The sequence below is a fragment of the Thioalkalivibrio sp. ALMg9 genome (assembly GCF_000380625.1).
GTDB lineage: Bacteria > Pseudomonadota > Gammaproteobacteria > Ectothiorhodospirales > Ectothiorhodospiraceae > Thioalkalivibrio > Thioalkalivibrio versutus.
Map to the genome: position 1 here is coordinate 315,269 of NZ_AQYC01000008.1, position 19,254 is coordinate 334,522.

General features: G+C 67.5%; 22 protein-coding genes. 8 read left to right on the top strand and 14 right to left on the bottom strand.

Features of this window, described 5'->3' with window-relative positions:
* Positions 1-235 precede the first annotated feature (235 nt).
* Positions 236-619 carry a group III truncated hemoglobin gene (locus F792_RS0106755; protein WP_018168927.1) on the bottom strand — a complete coding sequence of 128 codons (384 nt, stop codon included), beginning with the start codon at positions 617-619 and terminating at the stop codon, positions 236-238.
* Positions 620-687: 68 nt separating this feature from the next.
* On the opposite strand from F792_RS0106755, the gene F792_RS0106760 reads away from it, so the two are divergent.
* Entirely contained in the window at positions 688-1,596 is a 909-nt protein-coding gene (locus F792_RS0106760; protein WP_018168928.1) for a fructosamine kinase family protein, read from the top strand.
* Between the two features lie 64 nt (positions 1,597-1,660).
* Here F792_RS0106760 and proC read toward each other — a convergent pair whose 3' ends face one another.
* Together proC and F792_RS0106770 are read right to left on the bottom strand one after the other, a co-directional pair.
* Positions 1,661-2,479 (bottom strand): pyrroline-5-carboxylate reductase, encoded by an 819-nt coding sequence (gene proC / locus F792_RS0106765; RefSeq protein WP_018168929.1) that lies wholly within the window; start codon positions 2,477-2,479, stop codon positions 1,661-1,663.
* On the bottom strand, positions 2,476-3,192 hold the full coding sequence (locus F792_RS0106770; protein WP_018168930.1) for a YggS family pyridoxal phosphate-dependent enzyme: 717 nt from the start codon (positions 3,190-3,192) through the stop codon (positions 2,476-2,478). The genes proC and F792_RS0106770 overlap by 4 nt, the downstream gene beginning before the upstream one ends.
* Before the next feature lie 140 nt (positions 3,193-3,332).
* Between F792_RS0106770 and F792_RS0106775 the strand changes: the two genes are divergently transcribed.
* From F792_RS0106775 to F792_RS0106785, 3 genes are read left to right on the top strand one after another with little or no spacing between them, the layout of a single operon-like run.
* Complete coding sequence (locus F792_RS0106775) at positions 3,333-4,367, top strand: type IV pilus twitching motility protein PilT (protein WP_018145114.1); 1,035 nt, start codon at positions 3,333-3,335, stop codon at positions 4,365-4,367.
* Between the two features lie 54 nt (positions 4,368-4,421).
* The gene (locus F792_RS0106780) at positions 4,422-5,594 is read left to right on the top strand and encodes a PilT/PilU family type 4a pilus ATPase (protein ID WP_018145115.1); all 1,173 of its coding nucleotides are present in this window, start codon (positions 4,422-4,424) and stop codon (positions 5,592-5,594) included.
* Positions 5,595-5,614: 20 nt separating this feature from the next.
* Positions 5,615-6,733, top strand: coding sequence for a PilT/PilU family type 4a pilus ATPase (locus tag F792_RS0106785; RefSeq protein ID WP_018168931.1), 1,119 nt, complete (start codon positions 5,615-5,617; stop codon positions 6,731-6,733).
* A gap of 27 nt (positions 6,734-6,760) precedes the next feature.
* Here F792_RS0106785 and F792_RS0106790 read toward each other — a convergent pair whose 3' ends face one another.
* The 11 genes from F792_RS0106790 to gshB form a co-directional block, all read right to left on the bottom strand.
* Complete coding sequence (locus F792_RS0106790) at positions 6,761-7,669, bottom strand: dihydroorotate dehydrogenase electron transfer subunit (RefSeq protein WP_018168932.1); 909 nt, start codon at positions 7,667-7,669, stop codon at positions 6,761-6,763.
* A complete protein-coding gene (locus F792_RS0106795; RefSeq protein ID WP_018168933.1) occupies positions 7,666-8,958 on the bottom strand; it encodes a dihydroorotase in 1,293 nt (430 codons plus the stop codon). The genes F792_RS0106790 and F792_RS0106795 overlap by 4 nt, the downstream gene beginning before the upstream one ends.
* Positions 8,955-9,968 carry an aspartate carbamoyltransferase catalytic subunit gene (locus F792_RS0106800; RefSeq protein ID WP_018145119.1) on the bottom strand — a complete coding sequence of 338 codons (1,014 nt, stop codon included), beginning with the start codon at positions 9,966-9,968 and terminating at the stop codon, positions 8,955-8,957. Before F792_RS0106800 ends, F792_RS0106795 begins: the two co-directional genes overlap by 4 nt.
* A 19-nt stretch (positions 9,969-9,987) precedes the next feature.
* Positions 9,988-10,509, bottom strand: a complete 522-nt coding sequence (pyrR, locus tag F792_RS0106805) for a bifunctional pyr operon transcriptional regulator/uracil phosphoribosyltransferase PyrR (RefSeq protein WP_018145120.1) — start codon at positions 10,507-10,509, stop codon at positions 9,988-9,990.
* Positions 10,506-10,901: a Holliday junction resolvase RuvX gene (gene ruvX, locus F792_RS0106810; RefSeq protein WP_018168934.1), complete on the bottom strand. Its 396-nt coding sequence runs from the start codon at positions 10,899-10,901 to the stop codon at positions 10,506-10,508. The genes pyrR and ruvX overlap by 4 nt, the downstream gene beginning before the upstream one ends.
* A gap of 2 nt (positions 10,902-10,903) precedes the next feature.
* Complete coding sequence (locus F792_RS0106815; protein WP_018168935.1) at positions 10,904-11,482, bottom strand: YqgE/AlgH family protein; 579 nt, start codon at positions 11,480-11,482, stop codon at positions 10,904-10,906.
* Between the two features lie 91 nt (positions 11,483-11,573).
* Positions 11,574-12,446 (bottom strand): energy transducer TonB, encoded by an 873-nt coding sequence (locus tag F792_RS0106820; protein ID WP_018168936.1) that lies wholly within the window; start codon positions 12,444-12,446, stop codon positions 11,574-11,576.
* Between the two features lie 156 nt (positions 12,447-12,602).
* Positions 12,603-13,151 (bottom strand): Gx transporter family protein, encoded by a 549-nt coding sequence (locus F792_RS0106825; protein WP_026305919.1) that lies wholly within the window; start codon positions 13,149-13,151, stop codon positions 12,603-12,605.
* Between the two features lie 10 nt (positions 13,152-13,161).
* Positions 13,162-13,536: a NusG domain II-containing protein gene (locus F792_RS0106830; protein WP_018168938.1), complete on the bottom strand. Its 375-nt coding sequence runs from the start codon at positions 13,534-13,536 to the stop codon at positions 13,162-13,164.
* Positions 13,533-14,570, bottom strand: a complete 1,038-nt coding sequence (locus tag F792_RS0106835; protein WP_018168939.1) for an FAD:protein FMN transferase — start codon at positions 14,568-14,570, stop codon at positions 13,533-13,535. Before F792_RS0106835 ends, F792_RS0106830 begins: the two co-directional genes overlap by 4 nt.
* A 5-nt stretch (positions 14,571-14,575) precedes the next feature.
* On the bottom strand, positions 14,576-15,538 hold the full coding sequence (gene gshB, locus F792_RS0106840; RefSeq protein WP_018168940.1) for a glutathione synthase: 963 nt from the start codon (positions 15,536-15,538) through the stop codon (positions 14,576-14,578).
* Positions 15,539-15,710: 172 nt separating this feature from the next.
* Between gshB and pilG the strand changes: the two genes are divergently transcribed.
* Genes pilG through F792_RS0106860 form a run of 4 tightly spaced genes read left to right on the top strand, consistent with a single transcriptional unit; the run spans position 15,711 to position 19,240 of the window.
* Positions 15,711-16,127 (top strand): twitching motility response regulator PilG, encoded by a 417-nt coding sequence (gene pilG, locus F792_RS0106845; protein ID WP_018175663.1) that lies wholly within the window; start codon positions 15,711-15,713, stop codon positions 16,125-16,127.
* Positions 16,128-16,172: 45 nt separating this feature from the next.
* Positions 16,173-16,538 carry a PleD family two-component system response regulator gene (locus F792_RS0106850; protein ID WP_018145129.1) on the top strand — a complete coding sequence of 122 codons (366 nt, stop codon included), beginning with the start codon at positions 16,173-16,175 and terminating at the stop codon, positions 16,536-16,538.
* Positions 16,535-17,113, top strand: coding sequence for a chemotaxis protein CheW (locus F792_RS0106855; RefSeq protein ID WP_018145130.1), 579 nt, complete (start codon positions 16,535-16,537; stop codon positions 17,111-17,113). The genes F792_RS0106850 and F792_RS0106855 overlap by 4 nt, the downstream gene beginning before the upstream one ends.
* Positions 17,114-17,152: 39 nt before the next feature.
* Positions 17,153-19,240 carry a methyl-accepting chemotaxis protein gene (locus tag F792_RS0106860; protein WP_018175662.1) on the top strand — a complete coding sequence of 696 codons (2,088 nt, stop codon included), beginning with the start codon at positions 17,153-17,155 and terminating at the stop codon, positions 19,238-19,240.
* Positions 19,241-19,254 lie beyond the last annotated feature (14 nt).

A 19,254-nucleotide genomic window follows, 5' to 3' on the forward strand; every position in this document is an offset into this window, starting at 1 on the left:
GGCCTGAGGCCTCTGCCGACCCCTGGCGCGACGGCCTGTCAGGAGCCGATTTGGTGACGGACATCCGCCACGGGCCCTCGCCGCAGGGCATCGCCAACGGCGACCGCAAAGGCTCCAGGCACGGGGCTCGCCCGTCGCCACGCCACAATGCTCCCGGCTTCCTCTGAACGGTGCTTGACCTGGACGTGGCCCTTCTTCGTGCCTTGGTGTGTTTCGTGGTGCAAACAAAGGCGGGTCAGCCGCGGATGATGTCCTCGCGCATGCGACTGGCGATGCCGTCGGCCAATTGCTGCCATTCGGCCGCCAGAGGTGGCTCCAGGTGCTCCTCGGTCGTGGCCTTGAAGTGGCGCATCCAGACGGCCAGGTCGGCCTCGGTCAGGTTCAGCGGTGCGTGCTTGCCGACCATGTCGATGGTCGGCGGCTCTTCCAGGCGCCCGCCCAGGTTCATGTACCAGAAATCGGCGATGCGTTTCACGTGATCCGGAAAATCCTGGATGCGCGCGAAGTGATGGCCGATCTGGGGGTCGGCCGACAGGCGGCGGTAAAAGTCGTCGATCACCGCGCGGATGCGCTCGGCGCCGATCTTGTCGCACAGAGGTTCGAGCTTGCGAAAGGCCATGGGGGTCTCCTGACGGATCCTGCGACAGCCGGTAACCTGCACACTGACATGGAACCCGGATGCCAAGGATGAACCAATTCGATTCAACGGGCCCCGATGCCGTGACGGCGGCGGTGGCCCAGTGTATTGCCGACCATACCGGAATGCCCTTCGAGCCAACAGGAAGCCAGGCCTGTTCCGGGGGCTCCATCAATCAGGCGCAGCGTTTCACCGGAAGCGACGGGCGGGCGTTCTTCGTCAAGCTGAGTGGGGGCGAGGGCGCTGCGATGTTCGCGGCCGAGGCGCGCGGCCTGGAAGAACTCGCGCGCTGCGAACGCCTGAAAATCCCCGCTGTCGTCGGCACCGGATCGGCGGGTGGCACGCACTTTCTGGTGCTGGAGAACCTGGCGCTGGGCGGCCCCCGCGACGGGGTGGCTCTGGGGCACGGGATTGCCGACATGCACCAGAAGACCCGTCCGCGCTTCGGGCTGGATCACGACAATTTCATTGGCAGTACGCCGCAACCGAATACCGAGCACGACGACTGGGCGGCGTTCTATCGTGATGAACGTCTGGGCTTCCAGCGTCGGCTGGCGCGGGAGCGTGGGGCGGCGGGATCGCTACTGGGGGCGCTGGAGGAACTGGAGTCCTCGCTGGGCGGCTTCTTTAGCGACTATCAGCCGGAACCCTCCCTGCTGCACGGCGACCTGTGGAGCGGCAACTGGGGGTTCCTGGCGGATGGCAGCGTGACGATCTTCGATCCGGCGGTGTACTACGGCGACCGCGAGGCCGACCTGGCGATGATGGAGCTGTTCGGTCACCCGGGCCAGGACTTCGTCGCCGCCTACGAGGAGATTCTGCCCATCGACCCCGGCTATGGCGTGCGGCGCACACTCTACAACCTCTACCACATCCTCAACCACGACCACCTGTTCGGCGGCGGCTATGGCCCCCAGGCCGAGCGCATGATCCGCCAGTTGTTGGCAGAACTGCGCTGATTGCCCCACCACCAACCGCTCTTGACCGGGCCCTCCTTCGTGCGTTTCGTGGTGACTCAGGGTTTCAGCGGCCGAGTTCGCGCGAGCGTTCGGCGGCTGCGGTCATGGCGCGGCGCATCAGGTCGCGCAGGTCGCCGTCCTCCAGGACCTGCAGGGCGCGTTCGGTGGTGCCGCCCGGGGAGGTGACGCGATGGCGCAGCTCCGCGGCGCTCTCGTCGCCCTCTGCGGCCAGACGGGTGGCCCCGGCCAGGGTGCCCAGGGTCAGTTCCAGTGCGGTATCCGCCGGCAGCCCCAGTGACTTCGCGGCCTCCTGCATCGCCTCGATCATCAGGAACACGTAGGCCGGTCCGCTGCCGGAGGTGGCGGTCACGGCGTGCATCTGCTCCTCGTCCTCCACCCAGATCGCGCGGCCCACCGCCTCCAGCAGCCGGGTGGCCGTGGCGCGATCCTCGGGGCTTGCGGTGGGGGCGGCGTAGAGTCCGGTGACCCCGGCGCCGACCAGGGCCGGGGTGTTCGGCATCGCGCGGACCAGGCGCGTGGCGTCGCCCAGCCACCCGGCCAACTGGGTGGTGGTGGTGCCCGCGGCTACCGAGATCACCAGCGGTTGACCCTGCTGCACCGCATCGCGCAGCGTCGGGGCGAGCTCCGGCAGGGTCTGTGGCTTCACCGCAAGCACCAGGGTGGCGCTCTGGGCCGCCAGTTCGGTGGCGCTACCACTGGCGAGCCCCGGGTAACGCGCCTGCAGATCGCGTACGCGCTCGGCGCCCTTGTCGGCGATGGCGATGCGTTCGGCGGCATGGCCGGACTGGACCAGCCCCTGAAGCAGGGCCTCGCCCATGTTGCCGGCCCCGACGAAGCCGACCTCGAAGCGGTGTTCCGTCATGTGGATTCCTTGCATTTGGGTTGGCGCGGGCCGAACAGGGCGGTGCCGATGCGCACGATGGTTGCCCCCTCGAGAATGGCGGCCTCGAGATCGCCCGACATCCCCATGGACAGTGTATCCAGCGAATGGCCCCCTGCGTTCAGGGTATCGAGCAGGGCGCGCAGGCGCGCGAAGGGTTCCCGCTGTAGCGGGATGTCGGCGGCGGTGGCCGGAATGGCCATCAGTCCGCGCAACGCGAGGCCGGGCAGGTCCTGCACTGCGGCGGCCAGGGCGGCGACCTCCCCGGGTGCGACGCCGGCCTTTTGCGGTTCCTCGCTGATGTTGACCTGCAGGCATACCTGCAGCGGCGGCATGCCCTCCGGACGCTGATCCGACAGGCGCCGGGCGATACGCTCGCGGTCGACGGTATGCACCCAGGCGGCGCGTTCGGCCACCGCGCGGGTCTTGTTGCCTTGCAGCGCGCCGATGAAGTGCCACTCGAGGCCGAGCGGCGCGGGTGCGGCCTCCAGGGTGTCGTACTTGTCCACCAGCTCCGGGGCGTAATTCTCGCCGAAGGCGGACTGTCCCAGAGCATGCAGGGCACGGATCTCGTCCGCACCGCGGGTCTTGCTGACGGCCAATAGACGGACCGAATCCGGGTCGCGTCCGGCCTCGCGGCAGGCGGCCTCGATACGGGCTCGAACGGTGCTCAGGGCATGGTCTGGTGTGGTCATTTCCCTATGATATAGTCCGGAAGAACACAAGGTCACCGCGGATTTTCGCGCGGGCCTTCATAAGCGACAGGGGGTGGTGGTCGTGGCTGCCACCAGGGCGTTGGCGCGGGTCGGCGTTACGCCCGACAACAGGGGGATGCATGGATATCACGCAGTTGCTGGCCTTTTCGGTCAAGAACGGGGCCTCGGACCTGCACATCTCCGCGGGCATGCCGCCGATGGTACGTATCGACGGCGACATGCGCCGGGTGAACGTGCCGGTCATGGACCACAAGGAGGTCCAGGGCCTGATCTACGACATCATGAACGACCGCCAGCGCAAGGACTACGAAGAGTTCCTGGAGACAGACTTTTCGTTCGAAATCTCGGGGCTGGCGCGTTTTCGTGTCAACGCCTTTAACCAGGATCGAGGCGCAGCGGCGGTCTTCCGTACCATCCCCTCCAAGGTCCTGACGCTGGAAGAGTTGGGTGCCCCGCGCATCTTCGAGGAGATCTCGGACTACCCGCGCGGTATCGTGCTGGTGACCGGCCCGACCGGTTCGGGCAAGTCCACCACGCTGGCGGGCATGGTCAACCACCGCAACGAAAACGACTACGGGCATATTCTCACCATCGAGGACCCGATCGAGTTCGTGCACGAATCGAAGAAGTCCCTGATCAACCAGCGCGAGGTACACCGCGACACCCACGGCTTCAGCGAGGCCCTGCGCTCGGCCCTGCGCGAGGACCCGGACACCATCCTGGTCGGCGAACTGCGTGATCTCGAGACCATTCGCCTGGCCCTGACCGCGGCCGAAACCGGCCACCTGGTGTTCGGCACCCTGCACACCAGTTCGGCGGCCAAGACGATCGACCGCATCGTCGACGTGTTCCCGGCGGCCGAGAAGGATATGGTGCGGGCCATGCTGTCGGAGTCGCTGCGTGCGGTCATCGCGCAGACCCTGATGAAGAAGATTGGCGGCGGGCGCGTCGCGGCGCACGAGATCATGCTCGGCACGCCGGCGATCCGGAACCTCATCCGCGAAAACAAGATCGCGCAGATGTACTCGACCATCCAGACCAGTTCCGGCTCCGGCATGCAGACGCTGGATCAGTGCCTGAAGGACATGCTCGCGCAGGGCGTGATCAGCCGCGAGGACGCCCGCCGCAAGGCCAGCAACCCGGATTCCATCTGACCACCACGCCGCCGATGCGCTTGACCGTCGGACCGGGTACCAAGGGAGAATGCCATGGATCGTGACAAGGCGATCAAGTACATGCACGACCTGCTACGGGCCCTGGTGGACCGGGACGGGTCGGATCTGTTCATCACGGTGGGCATGCCGCCGGCGGCGAAGATCGACGGCCGCGTGGTGCGGATGACCGAACAGAACCTGACGGCCTCGCATACCCAGGCGCTGGTTCGCTCGATGATGAACGACAAGCAGTCGGCCGAGTTCGAGCGCCACCAGGAGTGCAACTTCGCGATTGGCTTGCAGGGCGTGTCGCGTTTTCGCGTAAACGTCTTCACCCAGCGTGGCAGCCCGGGCATGGTGCTGCGAACCATCAATTCCGTGATCCCGAAGTTCGAGGACATCCAGATGCCGCCGCAGCTGGAGAAGATTACCCAGGAGCGTCGTGGCCTGGTGATCTTTGTCGGCGGCACCGGCTCGGGCAAGTCGACCTCGCTGGCGGCCATGATCGGCTATCGCAACCGCACGACAGCCGACCACATCGTCACCATCGAGGACCCCATCGAGTTCGTTCACGAGCATGCGATGAGCATCATCACTCAGCGTGAAGTCGGGGTGGACACCGAGAGCTACGAGATCGCGCTGAAGAACACCTTGCGCCAGGCGCCGGACGTGATCCTGATCGGCGAGATCCGCGACCGCGAGACCATGGACTACGGCGTTGCCTTCGCGGAGACTGGGCATCTGTGCCTGTCGACGCTGCACGCGAACAGCACCAACCAGGCACTGGACCGCATCATTAACTTCTTCCCCGAGGACCGGCGCGAACAGCTCCTGATGGACCTGTCGCTGAACCTGAAGGCCGTGATTTCGCAACGCCTGGTACGCAAGGAAGGCGGCGAGGGCCGGGTGCCGGCGGTGGAGATCCTGATCAACACCCCGCTGATGGCCGACCTGATCCTGAAGGGCCAGGTGCACGAGATCAAGGAGCTGATGTCCCGGTCCCGCGAGCAGGGCATGCAGACCTTCGACCAGGCCCTGTTCGACCTCTACGAGCATCGCCACATCAGTTATGACGAGGCCCTGCGCAACGCCGACTCGGTGAACGACCTGCGCCTGCGCATCAAGCTCGACAGCCAGCGAGCCCAGGACGACGGGGCCCCCGCCGTAACGGATGAGGGCGAAGGCCTGTCCGTGGACGAGCGCGCCGAGGACTTCAACCTGCGCTAGTCGTTGGGGAAACAGAAAACATGAGCCAGTTGCAGATCGAGCCCTACCTGAAGTTGATGGCCCAGAAGGCCGCCTCGGACCTGTTTTTTCTGACCGGCGCGCCGGCCAGTATCAAGGTCGACGGCGCGCTGCAGCCGATCTCGCGCAAGGCGCTGGCGCCCGGTCAGGCCGAGAGCATTGCGCGGGAGCTGATGAGCGAACACCAGGCGGAGACCTTCGACCGCGAGACGGCCGTCAACTTCGGCCTGTCGCGCGAGGGCCTGGGGCGCTTTCGTGTGAATGTCTATCGCCAGCGCGGCGAGGTCGCGATGGTCATCCGCTTCATCCGGGTCGCCATCCCGACCATCGAGCAGCTCGGGCTGCCCGAGGTGCTCAAGCAGTTTGTGGCCTACAACGACGGGCTGATCCTGATTGTCGGGGCCACCGGCACCGGGAAGTCGACCACCCTGGCGTCGATGATCGATCACCGCAACACGAACCAGAGTGGGCATATCCTGACGGTCGAGGATCCGATCGAGTTTCTGTTCAGCCACAAGCGCTCCATCGTCGGCCAGCGCGAGGTGGGCATCGATACCCCCAGCTTCGATCACGCCCTGCAGGAGGGCATGCGCGAGGCCCCGGACGTGATCATGGTCGGCGAGGTCCGCTCGCGCGAGACCATGCGCGCGGCGCTGACCTATGCCGATACCGGGCACCTGGTCCTGACCACCCTGCACGCGACCAATGCCACCCAGGCCCTGGATCGAGTGATCAACCTGTTCCCCGAGGACAACCGCCCGCAGATCCTGTCGGACCTGTCACTGAATCTGCGTGCGATCGTCGCCCAGCGCCTGCTGCAGACCAAGGACGGGCGACGCGTTGCCGCGCTGGAAATTCTGGTCAACACGCCTTACATCTCCGAGCTGATCCGCGACGAGAAGATCAGCGAGATCAAGGAGATCATGGCCAAGGGGAGCTCCGTGGGCATGCAGACCTTCGATCAGGCGATCGTCAAGCTGTTCAAGACCGGCGACGTCATGCTGGACGAGGCCCTGAACAAGGCGGATTCGCGCGCCGATCTCGAGTGGCGCCTGAACTTCGGGGGCGGGGTGGCCTCCGCCGACGAGACCGAGGAAGAGCTGAAGCTCCCCGACCGGTAGGAGTCGGCTTGCCGGCGAATGGTTCGCTTAGGTCCGTTCCGGCTCCGGGAATACATCGGCGGCCGCGAACACCGGACCGTCCACGCAGACCCGTTTCATCGCCACCCCATTCGGAGTGCGCACCGGTACCGTGCAGCCGGCACAGCCGCCTACCGCGCAGGCCATGAACTCCTCCAGCGAAACCTGGCAGGGGAGATCGAACTCCGCGGCCAGTTCGGCACAGGCGGCGAGCATCGGATGGGGGCCGCAGGCGAAGATTTCCACTTGGGCGCGCTCCTCCGGTGCGAGTCCGGCGAGCCAGGCGCGCCCTAGGTCCGTGACGAAACCGTCATAGGCGCCCGGCAGCCCGGCCTTGGAGGTCAGGCGGCAGGCGACCCCCCAGTCTTCCAGCAGCGGCAGGGTCGCGATTGCCCCGTCCGGCAGGCCCGACCAGAGGATCTCCGACGGGCGGGCATGAAAGGGAAACGGCGCCTCGGAGCCCAGCACCGCATGGGTCTTTCCCGCCTCGCCCTGAAGATGCAGGCGGTGGGCGAGGAAGATCATCGGCGGGATGCCGACCCCGCCCCCCAGCAGCAGGCGCCTCGGACGTTCCGGATTCAGGCGAAACGGCTGGCCAATCGGGCCCAGCACGCTGAGGGTATCGCCCTTAGCCTGCTGCGACAGGGCGCGCGTGCCGTCACCGACCACCTTGTAGAGGAACTCCACCCAGCCGGCCTCGCGGTCCACGCGCTGGATCGACAGCGGGCGGCGCATCAGCAGGCGCGGGGCGCATTGCAGATGGGCAAACTGCCCGGGCTGTGCCGCACGGGCGCACTCGGGCGCAAGGACACGGAGGATCCACTGGTCCGCACCGGCGTCATGGTGGTCCAGGATGCGGCCTTCCTCCTGGAAGATCGTGCCCCGGTGGTTCCGGTTGGCAGTTTGGGTCGTACTCATGCGGTGTCCTCGACGGGGCGGGTCCAGACCGGGCGCCCGGCGATCCAGGTCTCGCGGACCTGTCCCGCGAAGGTCCAGTTGAAGAAGGGCGTATTGTGGCCTGCGCTCAGCCAGTCTTTGCGGCGGACCTCGTGCATCGCGGCCGGGTCCCACAGCACGAAGTCCGCGCGCGCGCCGGCGGTCAGGCGTCCCTGGGCAAAGCCGAGGATATCCGCCGGCCCGGTGGTGACCCGGGCCAGTGCGTCGTGCAGGCTCAGCAGTCCGTCCTCGACCAGGCGCAGCGTCAGCGGCAGCAGGGTCTCCAGCGCCGAGATGCCGGGCTCGGTACTGGCGAATGGGCCCAGCTTGCTGTCCGGTTCATGTGGCTGGTGGTCGGAGCAGATCGCGCTGATGTCGCCGCGCGCGACGGCCGCGCGCAGGCCGTCGCGGTCGCGCTGGCCACGCAGTGGCGGGATCACGTGGCAGTTCGGGTCGTATTCCGCGACGTCGACCTCGGTCAGGAACAGCTGGTGGGCGGCCACGTCTGCGCTCACCGGCAGACCGTCGGCACGCGCCTTGGCGATCATCTCCGCGCCGCGGCGGGTTGATAACCGGGCCACGTGGACCCGCGCCCCGGTCTGCTCGACCAGCGCCAGGATGGCGCCCAGCGCCGCGGTCTCGGCGGCCTCGGGGATGCCGGCCAGCCCCAGCCGGGTGGAGACCGCGCCCTCGTGCATGCAACCGGAGCCGGTGAGGGCCGGGTCCTGCGCCGAGAGCACGATGGTCAGCCCGAAGGTGGTGGCGTATTCCAGAGCCCGGCGCAGTACCAGCAGGCTGGCCAGCGGTTTGCTTGCGTTGCTGACTCCGCGCGCGCCGGCCTGCATCAGGGCGGCCATCGCGGCCAGCTGCTGGCCCTCCAGCTGATGGGTCAGCGCGCCGAGCACGTACACGCGCACGCCGCAGGCCTGGCGGGCGCGGCGATTGATCAGCTCGATCTCGGCGGGCGAGTCGATCGGTGGCTCGGTATCCGGCGGGACGACCACGCTGGTGATGCCGCCCCGGGCCGCGGCCAGGGTCTCGCTGGCGACGGTGGCCTTGTGCTCCTGGCCCGGTTCGCGCAGGCGTGCCGCCAAGTCGATCAGGCCGGGGATCAGCCACAGCCCGCTGCCGTCGATGCGCCGGCGCGGCTCGAAGCCGTCCGGGATCTGGCCGCGGGCGAGGATCTCGCTGCCCTGCACGCATAGCGCGCCGACCGCGTCGAAGCCGTCCACCGGGTCGAGGATGCGGGCGTTCTCGATCAGCACGCTCATGCCTGATGAGCCCCCATGACCATGGACATCACCGCCATGCGCACCGAGATCCCGTAGGTCACCTGTTCGAGGATCACCGAGTGCGGTCCGTCGGCCACGGCGGATTCGATCTCCACCCCGCGGTTGGCGGGGCCGGGGTGCATGACCAGGCAGGTCGGGTGCGCCAGTTGCAGCCGCCGCGAGGTCAGGCCGAACAGCTGGTAGTACTCGTGTTCGGAGGGCAGGTGGGCGTGTTCCATGCGCTCGCGCTGCAGGCGCAGCATGATGATCACGTCGACGTCTTTCAGGCCGGCGTCGAGGTCGTTGTAGACGTGTACGCCCAGCTGGTCGACATCCGCCGGCAGCAGCGAGCAGGGGGCGACCACGCGGACCTCGCCGGTCTGCAGGATGTTCAGCGCGTGGATCTGCGAGCGCGCAACCCGCGAATGCAGGATGTCGCCGACGATGGCCACCTTCAGCTTGGTGAAGTCGCCCTTGTGGCGACGGATGGTGAACATGTCCAGGAGCGCCTGGGTTGGGTGCGCGTGGCGGCCGTCGCCAGCGTTCAGCACGCTGATCCCCGGGGCTACGTGGCGAGCGATGAAATGGGCGGCCCCGCTCTCCTCGTGGCGCACGACGAACATGTCGACATTCATCGCCTCGATGTTGCGCAGGGTGTCCAGCAGGCTTTCGCCCTTCACCGCCGAAGAGGTGTTGATGTTCACGTTCAACACGTCGGCGGACAGGCGCTTGGCGGCCAGCTCGAAGGTGGTACGGGTGCGGGTGCTGGCCTCGAAGAACAGGTTGACGATGGTCTTGCCGCGCAGCAGCGGGACCTTCTTCACCGCCTTCTCGTTCATGTTGGCGAACGATTCGGCGGTGTCCAGGATCTCGGTCAGGAGCTCCCGGTTCAGCCCTTCGATGGTCAGCATGTGGCGCAGCTGGCCGTCATCGGTCAGCTGCAGGCGGTTGGGCAGCGGGCCCGGTTCGGGCAGCCGCGCGCCGGGGTGGGCGATCTGGGTCTCGGTCATCCGTTGTGCATCCGGCGGGTCAGGCCTTGAGGTCCTCGGGATCGATCGTCACCCGTTCCAGGCGCAGTGGCTCGGGGCCGCGCAGCTTGATCTGTTCGGTCTTGCCGAGCTCCATGTGGGCGCCAACGATCGCCGCCGCGATCGGCAGTTCGCGCCCGTCGCGCTCGACCAGCACCGCGAGGGTCACCGAGGCCGGGCGGCCATAGTCGAACAGCTCGTTCAGCGCCGCGCGGATGGTGCGGCCGGAGTACAGGACGTCATCCACCAGTAGCACGTGTTCCCCGTCGAGATCTTCCGGCAGTTCCGACGGGCGCACCTGCGGGTGCATGCCGATGCGCGAGAAGTCGTCGCGGTAGAAGCTGATGTCCAGCTTGCCCAGTGGGCGCTCTACCCCCAGGCGTTCGCGCAGGTGCTCCGCGATCCAGACCCCGCCGGAATGGATGCCGACCACGATGGGTGCGGCGATCCCGTGGGTCTTCAGGTAGTGGCGGGCCTGCTCGGCCATGTCGTCGAGCAGGGTCGGGACGTCCGGTGTCGTCATGATGCATTCTCCAGAAACCAGCCTTCGAGGATGACCGCGGCGGCGTGGGCGTCCAGCCCCGGGTCATGGCGTCCCGGCCGGCGTCGCTCGCGGGCCAGATGAGATGTCAGGTGCTCGTCGCACCAGTATACCGGTTGCCCGTAGCGCTCTTCGAGCGTGCGGGCAAAGGCGCGGATACGTCGGGCCAGCGGCGTGGGCTTGCCATCGGCTTGGGTTGGCCATCCGACCACGAACCCTTCCGGGCCCCATTCCGCGACCAGGGTGTCAATCGCGGGCCACAGATCGGGGGCATCGCTGGTGAGCGTGCGCAGGCCGCGGGCCGAGCCCATGATCTCCTCGCCCACCGCGACCCCGATGCGGCGCCGCCCGTAGTCGAAGGCCAGCAGTCCCACCGTCAGGCGTGGCCGGAGGCCGGGCTGATCAGGTTGACGTCGATGCCGATGAGTTCGGCGGCGGCACGCCAGCGCTCGGCGCTAGGGCGATCAAACAGGATGTCGGCGTCGGCGCGGGCGGTGAGCCAGGCGTTCTCGGCCAGTTCGCTTTCCAGCTGGCCGGGGCCCCAGCCGGCGTGGCCGAGCGCGATCAGGATCCTGCGGGGCCCCTGGCCCGCGTTGATCGCCTCGAGGATGTCGCGCGAGGTGGTCAGCACGATGGAGTCGGTAATGGGCTGACTGCCACGCCAGGTCTGCTCGGCGGAGTGCAGCACAAAACCGTGTTCCGGTTGCACCGGACCGCCGCGGAAGACCGGCATGTCCGGCAGATCCTCGCCGGGTTCCAGTTCCACGTGCTCCAGCAGCTCGCGCAGGGAGAACTCGGTGGGCTGATTGATGACTAGGCCCAGCGCACCTTGTTCGTCGTGATCGCAGATATAGGTGACCGCATGGCTGAAATAGCCATCGTTCAGGCTCGGCATCGCGATCAGGAAGTGATCGCGCAGGCAGTCCGGCTCGTGACGGGCGGGCGTCGGCTTCATGTCACCAGTATCGATGCTGACTCTGCAGGCCGCAAGGAAGGCCGGGCCGGTTTTCCCGATCCCGTGTGCGCCGCCGTTAATTCGTGTCTCCCTAGCGGATCTGTTCCATCTGGTCGCGGCGGAAGGCCCAGGTGCGGGTGATCACCAGTTCGTCGTATTCCTCGCGCATCGCCTCGGTGAACGGCGCGTACGGGGCCGCCAGTTCCACGATGAGGATGGCGGCCTGGTCCAGGACCGGCTCGCCCGAGCTGCGGGCGACCTCGATGTTGATCAGTTCGCCCTCCGGGTTCAGGCGGACCGACAGGACCAGGGTCCCGGAGAGACCGCGGCGCCGCGCCTCGTCCGGATAGTTCACGTTGCCCAGGCGTTCCACCTTGTTGATCCAGGCCTGCAGATAGGCGGCTTCGGGGGCGCTGCGCGCGGCCAGGCTGTCCAGATAGCGGGTGCGGCTGGCGCGGGTGGAGAATGTCTGGCGCTCTTCCGCCGGTGCCGCCCGCGCGCTCTCCAGGCCGCGATTCATCAGTGTCGCGGCGGAGGGTCGGTCCTCGGCATCGAGGGACTCCAGCGGCTCGGGGTCGGCGACCTCGGGGGGCGTGGCGCGCTCGTCCGGAGTGTCGGCGGCGATTTGTTCCGGTTCCGGCTCGGGCTCCGGGAGCGCCGGGTCCATGATCAGCGGGCCGGCCTCCGGCAAGGGTGCGTCGAGGCCCTCCGGCGCGGGCTCGCCGACGCCGGCATCCTCCGCATCCGGGGCCTGCGCCTCGCGGACCCCCTCGCCTTCACCGCTCGCGGCCTGGTCGCGGGTGGCGATGTGCTCGACCTCGTCGTCCAGTTCTGGCGGCGGGGCATCGGGGTCGGTGACCCAGGTGATGTCCAGGGGCTCGCGGGTGGGTGCCTCGATCGGATCGACCGCGAAGCCGATCCCCAGGATGATCAGCGCGTGCGCGACCACCGCGAGGAAGATCATGGTCCCCAGGTGGTCCTGTACGCGGGGCGCCTCCGGCGGGGGCGTGCCGGCTGGCCGTCCGGCGAGGGCGTTCGAAGCGGTATTCGCCGTCACGTCCCCTCCGGCCCACGGCGGACGCACACGGTCCCGGGGCCCGTGGGGCGGGCCGGGCTGGTGCTAATCATTGGGTGTGGGGTTGTGGGCATGGCGCTGGATTCGCGGGTCGGCGAGTACGTGGGCGGTCAGTATACCGGTCAGGCCGCCGGTGATCAGAGCGGCGAGCAACAGGGGCGGTAACACCAGCGGCAGGTTGGGGTGCGGGATGATGATTGCCCAGGCGAGCAGAAACTGCCCGGTGATGTGAGCCATCGCGGCAGCGATGGCCAGGCCCACCGGGCCGATATGCCGGGGGGCGAAGGGGCGCAGGGCGGCCAGCAGGACGAGGCTCGCCAGGGCGCCGGCCAGCGACAACCAGAACGCCGGGCTCAGCAGGGTCCCCAGCAGCAGGCTGCTGCCGACCACCCGGATCAGGGTGACCGCGACGGCCGCGCGCCAGCCGAGGACCAGCAGGGTGATCAGGGTGACGATGTTGGCCAACCCCGGCTTGATGCCCGGGACCGGGCTGGGGATGGCGGCCTCGAGGATCTGGATCCCGATGGCAATGGCGGCCAGCGCAGCGATCGCGCGGTCGCGGGTGTCGGTCCCGGCATGCGGATCGCCGGTCATCGTGGCCACATCAGTAATGCATGCTGTCGAAGCCCGGTTCCGTGCCGAGGACTTGCAGGGTCAGTCGATTGGGCAGGCTGACGGCGACCTCGCCGTGGGCCTGCAGCCAGCCGCTGGCCTCGCAGATGTTCTGGCGCCCGGGGGAGTCGGCGCAGCGGGCCCGGCCCGGTTCGATCTCGATGTGGGTGATCCCGGCCGGACCGTGGATCTCGAGGGCCCGGGCTCGGTCCAGCGGCTCGTGCTGTGGGGTGGCCCCGGCCTGGCTGATGACCAGTACCCGGGCCTCTCCCGAAGGGCTGTAGGCGAAAACGAAGGCCGCGACTACGACCCCCGCAGCCAGAGCCCCGATCAGGGTATCGCCCCAGCGCAGCAGCCTGTGGTTCACGGCAGTTCGCGTACCACGAACGGTTCCCGGTCGGGGCCGGGTCGCACGCGCTCGGCGAGCGCGGGCGTGGCCTCGATGCGGTCGCCCAGAACCACCAGGGCCTGCTCGATACCCATCTTGCGGGCGTACTCCGGCCAGGCGTCGGGCCCGGCGATCATTAGCGTGGTGGCGGCGGCATCGGCCAGCGCCGGGTCGTGGTGGAGCACTGTGGCGCTGTCGATTCCCTGGCTCGGGCGGCCGTTGCGCGGGTCGATGACGTGGTGGATGCGCGCGCCTTCCCACTCGTAGCCGCGCTCGTAGTCGCCGGAGGTGAACAGGGCCTCGCCGGCGTCCAGTTCGATGCTGCCAAGCACGCCGCCATGCGGATGACGGATGCCCACCCGCCAGGGCCGTTCGCCCGGTCGTCCCAAGGTCATCAGGTCGCCGCCGGCGTTGAAGATCGCGGCCTCGACACCGCGTTCCGCCAGCAGCTCCAGTACGCGCTCCACCGCCAGGCCCTTGGCCAGCCCGCCGAAGTCGAGCTGCAGGTCCGGATGCGTCCCGCGCAGGCGTACGCCGTTGCGTTCGATGTCCTGCATGCGGGGCGGGTCGTCCAGCAGCTCGGCCAGGGTGGCCTCGTCCGGGGGTGGGCCGTCGGGTTCGTCCTGATGGAAGCCCCAGGCGGCGACCAGCTTGCCCAGTGCGGGGTTGAACAGGCCGTCGCTCAACGCCTCCATCTCGCGGCCGTGCTCGATTAGCGGCAGCACCGACGGCGGGGCGCTGAACTCGCCCTGCAGGGCGAGTAGCTCGTTGGTGCGCCCGAGTGACCCGGGTTCCCATGCATGCCAGGAGGTATGCAGGATTTCCAGTTCCTCCTGAACCGCGGTTCCGATCGCCTCCACGTCATATTCGCCGGCCGGGTAAAGGCTGAGATCCACCAGCGTGCCGAAGGCGTAGAAGCCAAGCTGTTCGGTATCCGGTTCCTCGCGGCCGCAGGCGGCCAGGAGCGCGGCCGCGAGCAGCAGGGGCAGGGTTCGAATCAATACGGAGCGCATGCCGCTCATCCTTCGATCGGGCGAGTGAGGTAGTCGATGTACTGGCCGGCCAGGTCGTCTCCGCCTGCCGCGTCCAGTTCGCGGACACCGGTGGGACTGGTGACGTTGATCTCGGTCAGGGAATCCCCGATCACGTCGATGCCGACGAAGTCCAGCCCGCGGGCCTTCAGCTCCGGGGCGATTTCGCGGCAGATCCAGCGATCGCGTTCGGTCAGGGGCACGGCCTCGCCCCGGCCGCCGGCGGCCAGGTTGGCGCGGCTTTCGCCCGCGGCCGGGATGCGGGCCAGGGCGTGGTCGTAGGGCTCGCCACCGATCAGGATGATGCGCTTGTCCCCAGCGGTGAACTCCGGCAGGAAGCGCTGCGCGACCACGCTGCGCTGGTCGAACTCGGTGATGGTCTCGAGGATCACCGAGGTGTTCGGGTCGCCCTCGCGGACACGGAATATCGAGGCCCCGCCCATGCCGTCCAGTGGCTTGACCACGATGTCTCCCTGCGCCTCGAGGAAGGCGCGGATCCGGCCCCGGTCACGGGTAATCAAGGTGGGCGGGCAGCACTGGGGGAAGTGGACGGTAAAGGCCTTCTCGTTGACGTCGCGCAGGGCCTGCGGGCGGTTCGATACCCGTACGCCGTCGCGCTCGGCGAGCTCGAGGGCGTAGGTCGCGTAGATGTACTCCAGATCGAACGGCGGGTCCTTGCGCATCAATAACAGGTCGAAGCGCGCCGCCGGACCCGTCACGGGCTCGCCCAGGGTGAAGAAGTCCTCGCGCCGGTCGTGCACCTCGATCGGGCGGCTCCGGGCCGCCGCCCGGCCCGCCTCGATCCACAGGTCGGCCGGCTCCAGGTAGTGGAGGCGATGGCCGCGGGCCTGTGCCGCCAGCATCATGGCGAAAGTGGTGTCCTTCCATGGTTTGATACCCGCGATCGGGTCCATCAGGATGGCGATGTTCTGGGCCACGTTGCCTCGCACGAACGGGATGTTCCGGGGGAGTATGCCATGCCCGCCGGGGCCGTCGGTGACCCCGCAAGCTGGATCAGCGCCGCGCGCGTTGCGGCCCCCGGTATGCAATATCATTGTGTGCTGTTTGTCACAGAGCCCCGGTTCCGCTAGATTCGGGGCGAAATGACCTCAGGGGGAAAAGGTGTCTAACGCGCTTGCCGAAGCGGACTCGGCCACCGAGTTTCAGGGGCTCAAGGTCATGGTGATCGATGACAGCAAGACCATTCGGCGTACCGCCGAATCCTTGCTGCAGAAGCACGGGGCCGAAGTCATCACCGCCGTGGACGGCTTCGAGGCGCTGTCCAAGGTCGCGCAGTCGCGCCCGGACATTATCTTCATCGACGTCATGATGCCGCGCCTGGATGGCTACCAGACCTGCGCACTGATCAAGAACAACAGGGAATTCCGTGCCACGCCGATCATCATGCTGTCGAGCAAGGACAGCGTGTTCGACAAGGCGAAGGGGCGCGTTGTGGGGTCGGAGGACTACCTCACCAAGCCGTTTACCCGGGATGACCTCCTGGGCGCCATGCGCCGATACGCCAGTCCTGCGGCGTGATCCACAGCGTCGCCACTGCACACTAACCAAGGAAAGACGAACCCCATGGCCCGCATTCTGATCGTTGACGATTCGCCGACCGAAATCCATGTGCTGCGCACCATGCTCGAGAAAAACGGGCACTCGGTGACCACCGCCGAGAGCGGCGAGGATGGGGTCGCCGCCGCCAAGTCGCAGGTGCCGGATCTGGTCCTGATGGATGTGGTGATGCCGGGCCTGAATGGCTTCCAGGCCACGCGCCAGCTTTCCCAGGCGGATGAAACCGCGCATGTCCCGGTGGTTGTGGTCAGCACCAAGGATCAGGCCACCGACCGGGTCTGGGCGATGCGTCAGGGGGCTCGCGACTACATCACCAAGCCAGTGGTCGAGAAGGACCTGCTGGCCACCATCGGGAAATATCTGTCGGCATGAAGACCGACCTGTCCTCGCCGTTTGCGCTGATTGCGAGCCTTGATCGTGAAGGGCGCCGCGTCAATCGCGAATTGCGGCGGGACATCGGCACCGGCTGGCGCGGCGTCCTGTTGCGGGTTGGCGATTTCCGCTTCCTGGTCGATATGGACTCGATCGCGGAGGTCGCCGACCCGATGGCGCTGACCCGCGTGCCGCTGGCGGATTCCGCCGTGCTCGGTGTGGGCAATCTGCGGGGGCTGGTGCTGCCGGTCTTCGACATGGGCAGGCTGCTGCTGGACCGGCCATTGCCGGACGACGCGACCGGGCAGCGCATCGTGGTGGCGCCTCAGGGCCAGGGCATGGCCGGGCTTCTGGTCAGCCAGGTCGAGGGGATGCGCCGCTGCATCCCCTCCCAGCGGCGCCTGGAGGTCTCGGTACCCGAGGCCGTCCGCCCGTTCATTACCGGCGGGTTCGATCTGGGGCACCGGTTGCACCCGGTGCTGGATCTGGACCTGCTACTCAATGACAACAATCGCTTTACCGGCACGGGTTTGGCCGGTGCATCCAATAGCGAACAGTCCGCAGCTACCGTCTGATGACGGGGTTTGCGGTGCTGCGACAGGGAGTATGAACTGATGGGATCGAGTCGTCGCGCACGTAACTTCGTCCTCGGGGGCTTGCTGGTGCTGGCCCTGATCGCGACAGGCGGGGCCTTTACCTACCACGAGTACGAGCAGAGTCAGTACCGTGACCGGATCGCGCTGGCCAATGACTTGCGTCTGTTATCGCAGCGTCTCGCCACCAGCTCGCTGGAGGCGGCAGCCGGCTCCGAGCAGGGATTCCGCGATCTGCAGTCCCTGCGCGATGACTTCGAGGCCCGCCTGGACCGAATCCGCCAGGGGGGTGACGGTCTGCAGCCACTTCCGGAACCCTTGCAAGAGGATATCGCCGCGGTGGATCGCGAATGGTCGGCGTACCGGGACAACATCAACACCGTCATCCTCGGGCGTTCGGATATCCAGTTGATCACGGAATTTTCCGATGCGGTGGCCGCGTTTTCGCCGGAGCTCTCGCGCCTGTCCGACGATGTGGTGCGGCGCATGACCCGGATCGGCGAGCCGCCGGAGCAGGTCTATGTGGCGGCGCGCCAGACCATGCTGATTCAGCGTATCGCCAACAGCCTGGGTCGCGTGCTCCAGGGGGGCGCCGAGGCGGCCCCCGCGATCGAGCGCTTCGAGCGTGATGCAACGTTGTACGGCCGCGTGCTGGACGGCCTGATCGAGGGGTTCGCCCCGCTGGGGGTCGAACCGGTCGATGACCCGCAAGCGCGTGCCTTGCTGATGGAGATCGCCACGCTGTTCGTCGCCTTTAGCGAGGCGGTGGAAGGCGTTCTGGATACCTCCACCCAGGTGTTCGAGGTCAATGCGGCGGCCTCCAATGTCGAGGCCAGCAGTGGTGCGATGCTGGAGACCACCGGGGACTTCGAAAACGCCATCACCGTTGAGGCCGAACGCGCGGGCGTGATCGCGTTCATCGGGTTCGGCTTCGGTGGCCTCGCGCTGCTGCTGCTGATCGCGATGGGTCTGTTCCTCTACCGCGATACCAAGCGCGAGCTGGCGGAGACCGAGGCGCAGAACGAACGCAACCAACAGGCAATCCTGCGCCTGCTCGATGAAATGATGAACCTTGCGGATGGCGACCTCACGGTCAACGCGACGGTGACCGAGGACTTCACGGGGGCCATCGCGGACTCGATGAACTACGCGATCGAGAACCTGCGCACCCTGGTCGCGACCATCAACACGGTGGCGGCCGATATCAGCGAATCCTCGGCTTCCACGCGGTCCCAGGTGCTGGGGCTGGCCGAGAAGTCGGAAGAGCAGGCCCGCGAGATCCAGCGCGCGGACGACGCGATCGAGGAGGTGTCGGGCTCGGTCGACAAGGTCGCCCAGGATGCCGAACAGTCGGCCTCCGTGGCACGTAACTCGGTGGAGATTGCATCCCGCGGGGCGGGCACCGTGCGCCGTTCCATCGAGGGCATGGACAATATCCGCGAACAAATCCAGGAGACGGCGAAACGGATCAAGCGCCTGGGTGAATCGTCGCAGGAGATTGGCGACATCATCGGCCTGATCAACGACATCGCGGAACAAACCAACGTGCTCGCGCTGAATGCCGCGATCCAGGCCTCCGCCGCGGGCGAGGCCGGGCGTGGCTTCGCGGTGGTGGCCGACGAGGTCCAGCGCCTTGCGGAGCGCTCCTCCAGCGCGACCCGTCAGGTGGAGGGGCTGGTCAAGGCTATCCAGGCGGATACCAGCGAGGCCGTGAGTTCCATGGAGCAGAGTACCGCCAACGTGGTCCAGGGGGCCGAGCTGGCCCAGGCCGCGGGTGAGGCCCTGTCCGAGATCGAGCAGGTCTCCAGCGATCTGGCGGATCTGATCGACGGGATCTCCTCGTCGGCGCGCAAGCAGTCCGAGATGGCGCAGGATGTGACCTCCATCATGGCCCAGATCCGCGAGATCACCTCCGAGACCACGCAGGGGACCCAGTCCACCGCGGCGGCGATTGGCGACCTGGCCCAGCTCTCGGCCCAGCTGCAGTCCTCGGTATCGGACTTCAAGCTGCCGGAGCCGGGCGGCACCACCGAGCGTGTCGATGCTGTGATCGAGGAGGAGCGGACTTCCGACTCCGATCCGACCTCTTCCGACGAACAACGAGCCTGACGGCGGACGCGGCC

What these genes read in the sequence shown, in the direction of transcription:
- F792_RS0106820 (WP_018168936.1), bottom strand. Translation starts at nt 12,446, where the DNA reads ATGATCTTCCTCGCGGTGGTCGCGCACGCGCTGATCATCCTGGGGATC.
- F792_RS0106800 (WP_018145119.1), bottom strand. Translation starts at nt 9,968, where the DNA reads ATGACCGAGACCCAGATCGCCCACCCCGGCGCGCGGCTGCCCGAACCG.
- F792_RS0106775 (WP_018145114.1), top strand. Translation starts at nt 3,333, where the DNA reads ATGGATATCACGCAGTTGCTGGCCTTTTCGGTCAAGAACGGGGCCTCG.
- pyrR (WP_018145120.1), bottom strand. Translation starts at nt 10,509, where the DNA reads ATGACGACACCGGACGTCCCGACCCTGCTCGACGACATGGCCGAGCAG.
- F792_RS0106825 (WP_026305919.1), bottom strand. Translation starts at nt 13,151, where the DNA reads ATGACCGGCGATCCGCATGCCGGGACCGACACCCGCGACCGCGCGATC.
- F792_RS0106780 (WP_018145115.1), top strand. Translation starts at nt 4,422, where the DNA reads ATGGATCGTGACAAGGCGATCAAGTACATGCACGACCTGCTACGGGCC.
- F792_RS0106855 (WP_018145130.1), top strand. Translation starts at nt 16,535, where the DNA reads ATGAAGACCGACCTGTCCTCGCCGTTTGCGCTGATTGCGAGCCTTGAT.
- F792_RS0106850 (WP_018145129.1), top strand. Translation starts at nt 16,173, where the DNA reads ATGGCCCGCATTCTGATCGTTGACGATTCGCCGACCGAAATCCATGTG.
- F792_RS0106835 (WP_018168939.1), bottom strand. Translation starts at nt 14,570, where the DNA reads ATGCGCTCCGTATTGATTCGAACCCTGCCCCTGCTGCTCGCGGCCGCG.
- F792_RS0106785 (WP_018168931.1), top strand. Translation starts at nt 5,615, where the DNA reads ATGAGCCAGTTGCAGATCGAGCCCTACCTGAAGTTGATGGCCCAGAAG.
- F792_RS0106770 (WP_018168930.1), bottom strand. Translation starts at nt 3,192, where the DNA reads ATGACCACACCAGACCATGCCCTGAGCACCGTTCGAGCCCGTATCGAG.
- proC (WP_018168929.1), bottom strand. Translation starts at nt 2,479, where the DNA reads ATGACGGAACACCGCTTCGAGGTCGGCTTCGTCGGGGCCGGCAACATG.
- F792_RS0106790 (WP_018168932.1), bottom strand. Translation starts at nt 7,669, where the DNA reads ATGAGTACGACCCAAACTGCCAACCGGAACCACCGGGGCACGATCTTC.
- F792_RS0106755 (WP_018168927.1), bottom strand. Translation starts at nt 619, where the DNA reads ATGGCCTTTCGCAAGCTCGAACCTCTGTGCGACAAGATCGGCGCCGAG.
- F792_RS0106815 (WP_018168935.1), bottom strand. Translation starts at nt 11,482, where the DNA reads ATGAAGCCGACGCCCGCCCGTCACGAGCCGGACTGCCTGCGCGATCAC.
- F792_RS0106860 (WP_018175662.1), top strand. Translation starts at nt 17,153, where the DNA reads ATGGGATCGAGTCGTCGCGCACGTAACTTCGTCCTCGGGGGCTTGCTG.
- F792_RS0106795 (WP_018168933.1), bottom strand. Translation starts at nt 8,958, where the DNA reads ATGAGCGTGCTGATCGAGAACGCCCGCATCCTCGACCCGGTGGACGGC.
- F792_RS0106760 (WP_018168928.1), top strand. Translation starts at nt 688, where the DNA reads ATGAACCAATTCGATTCAACGGGCCCCGATGCCGTGACGGCGGCGGTG.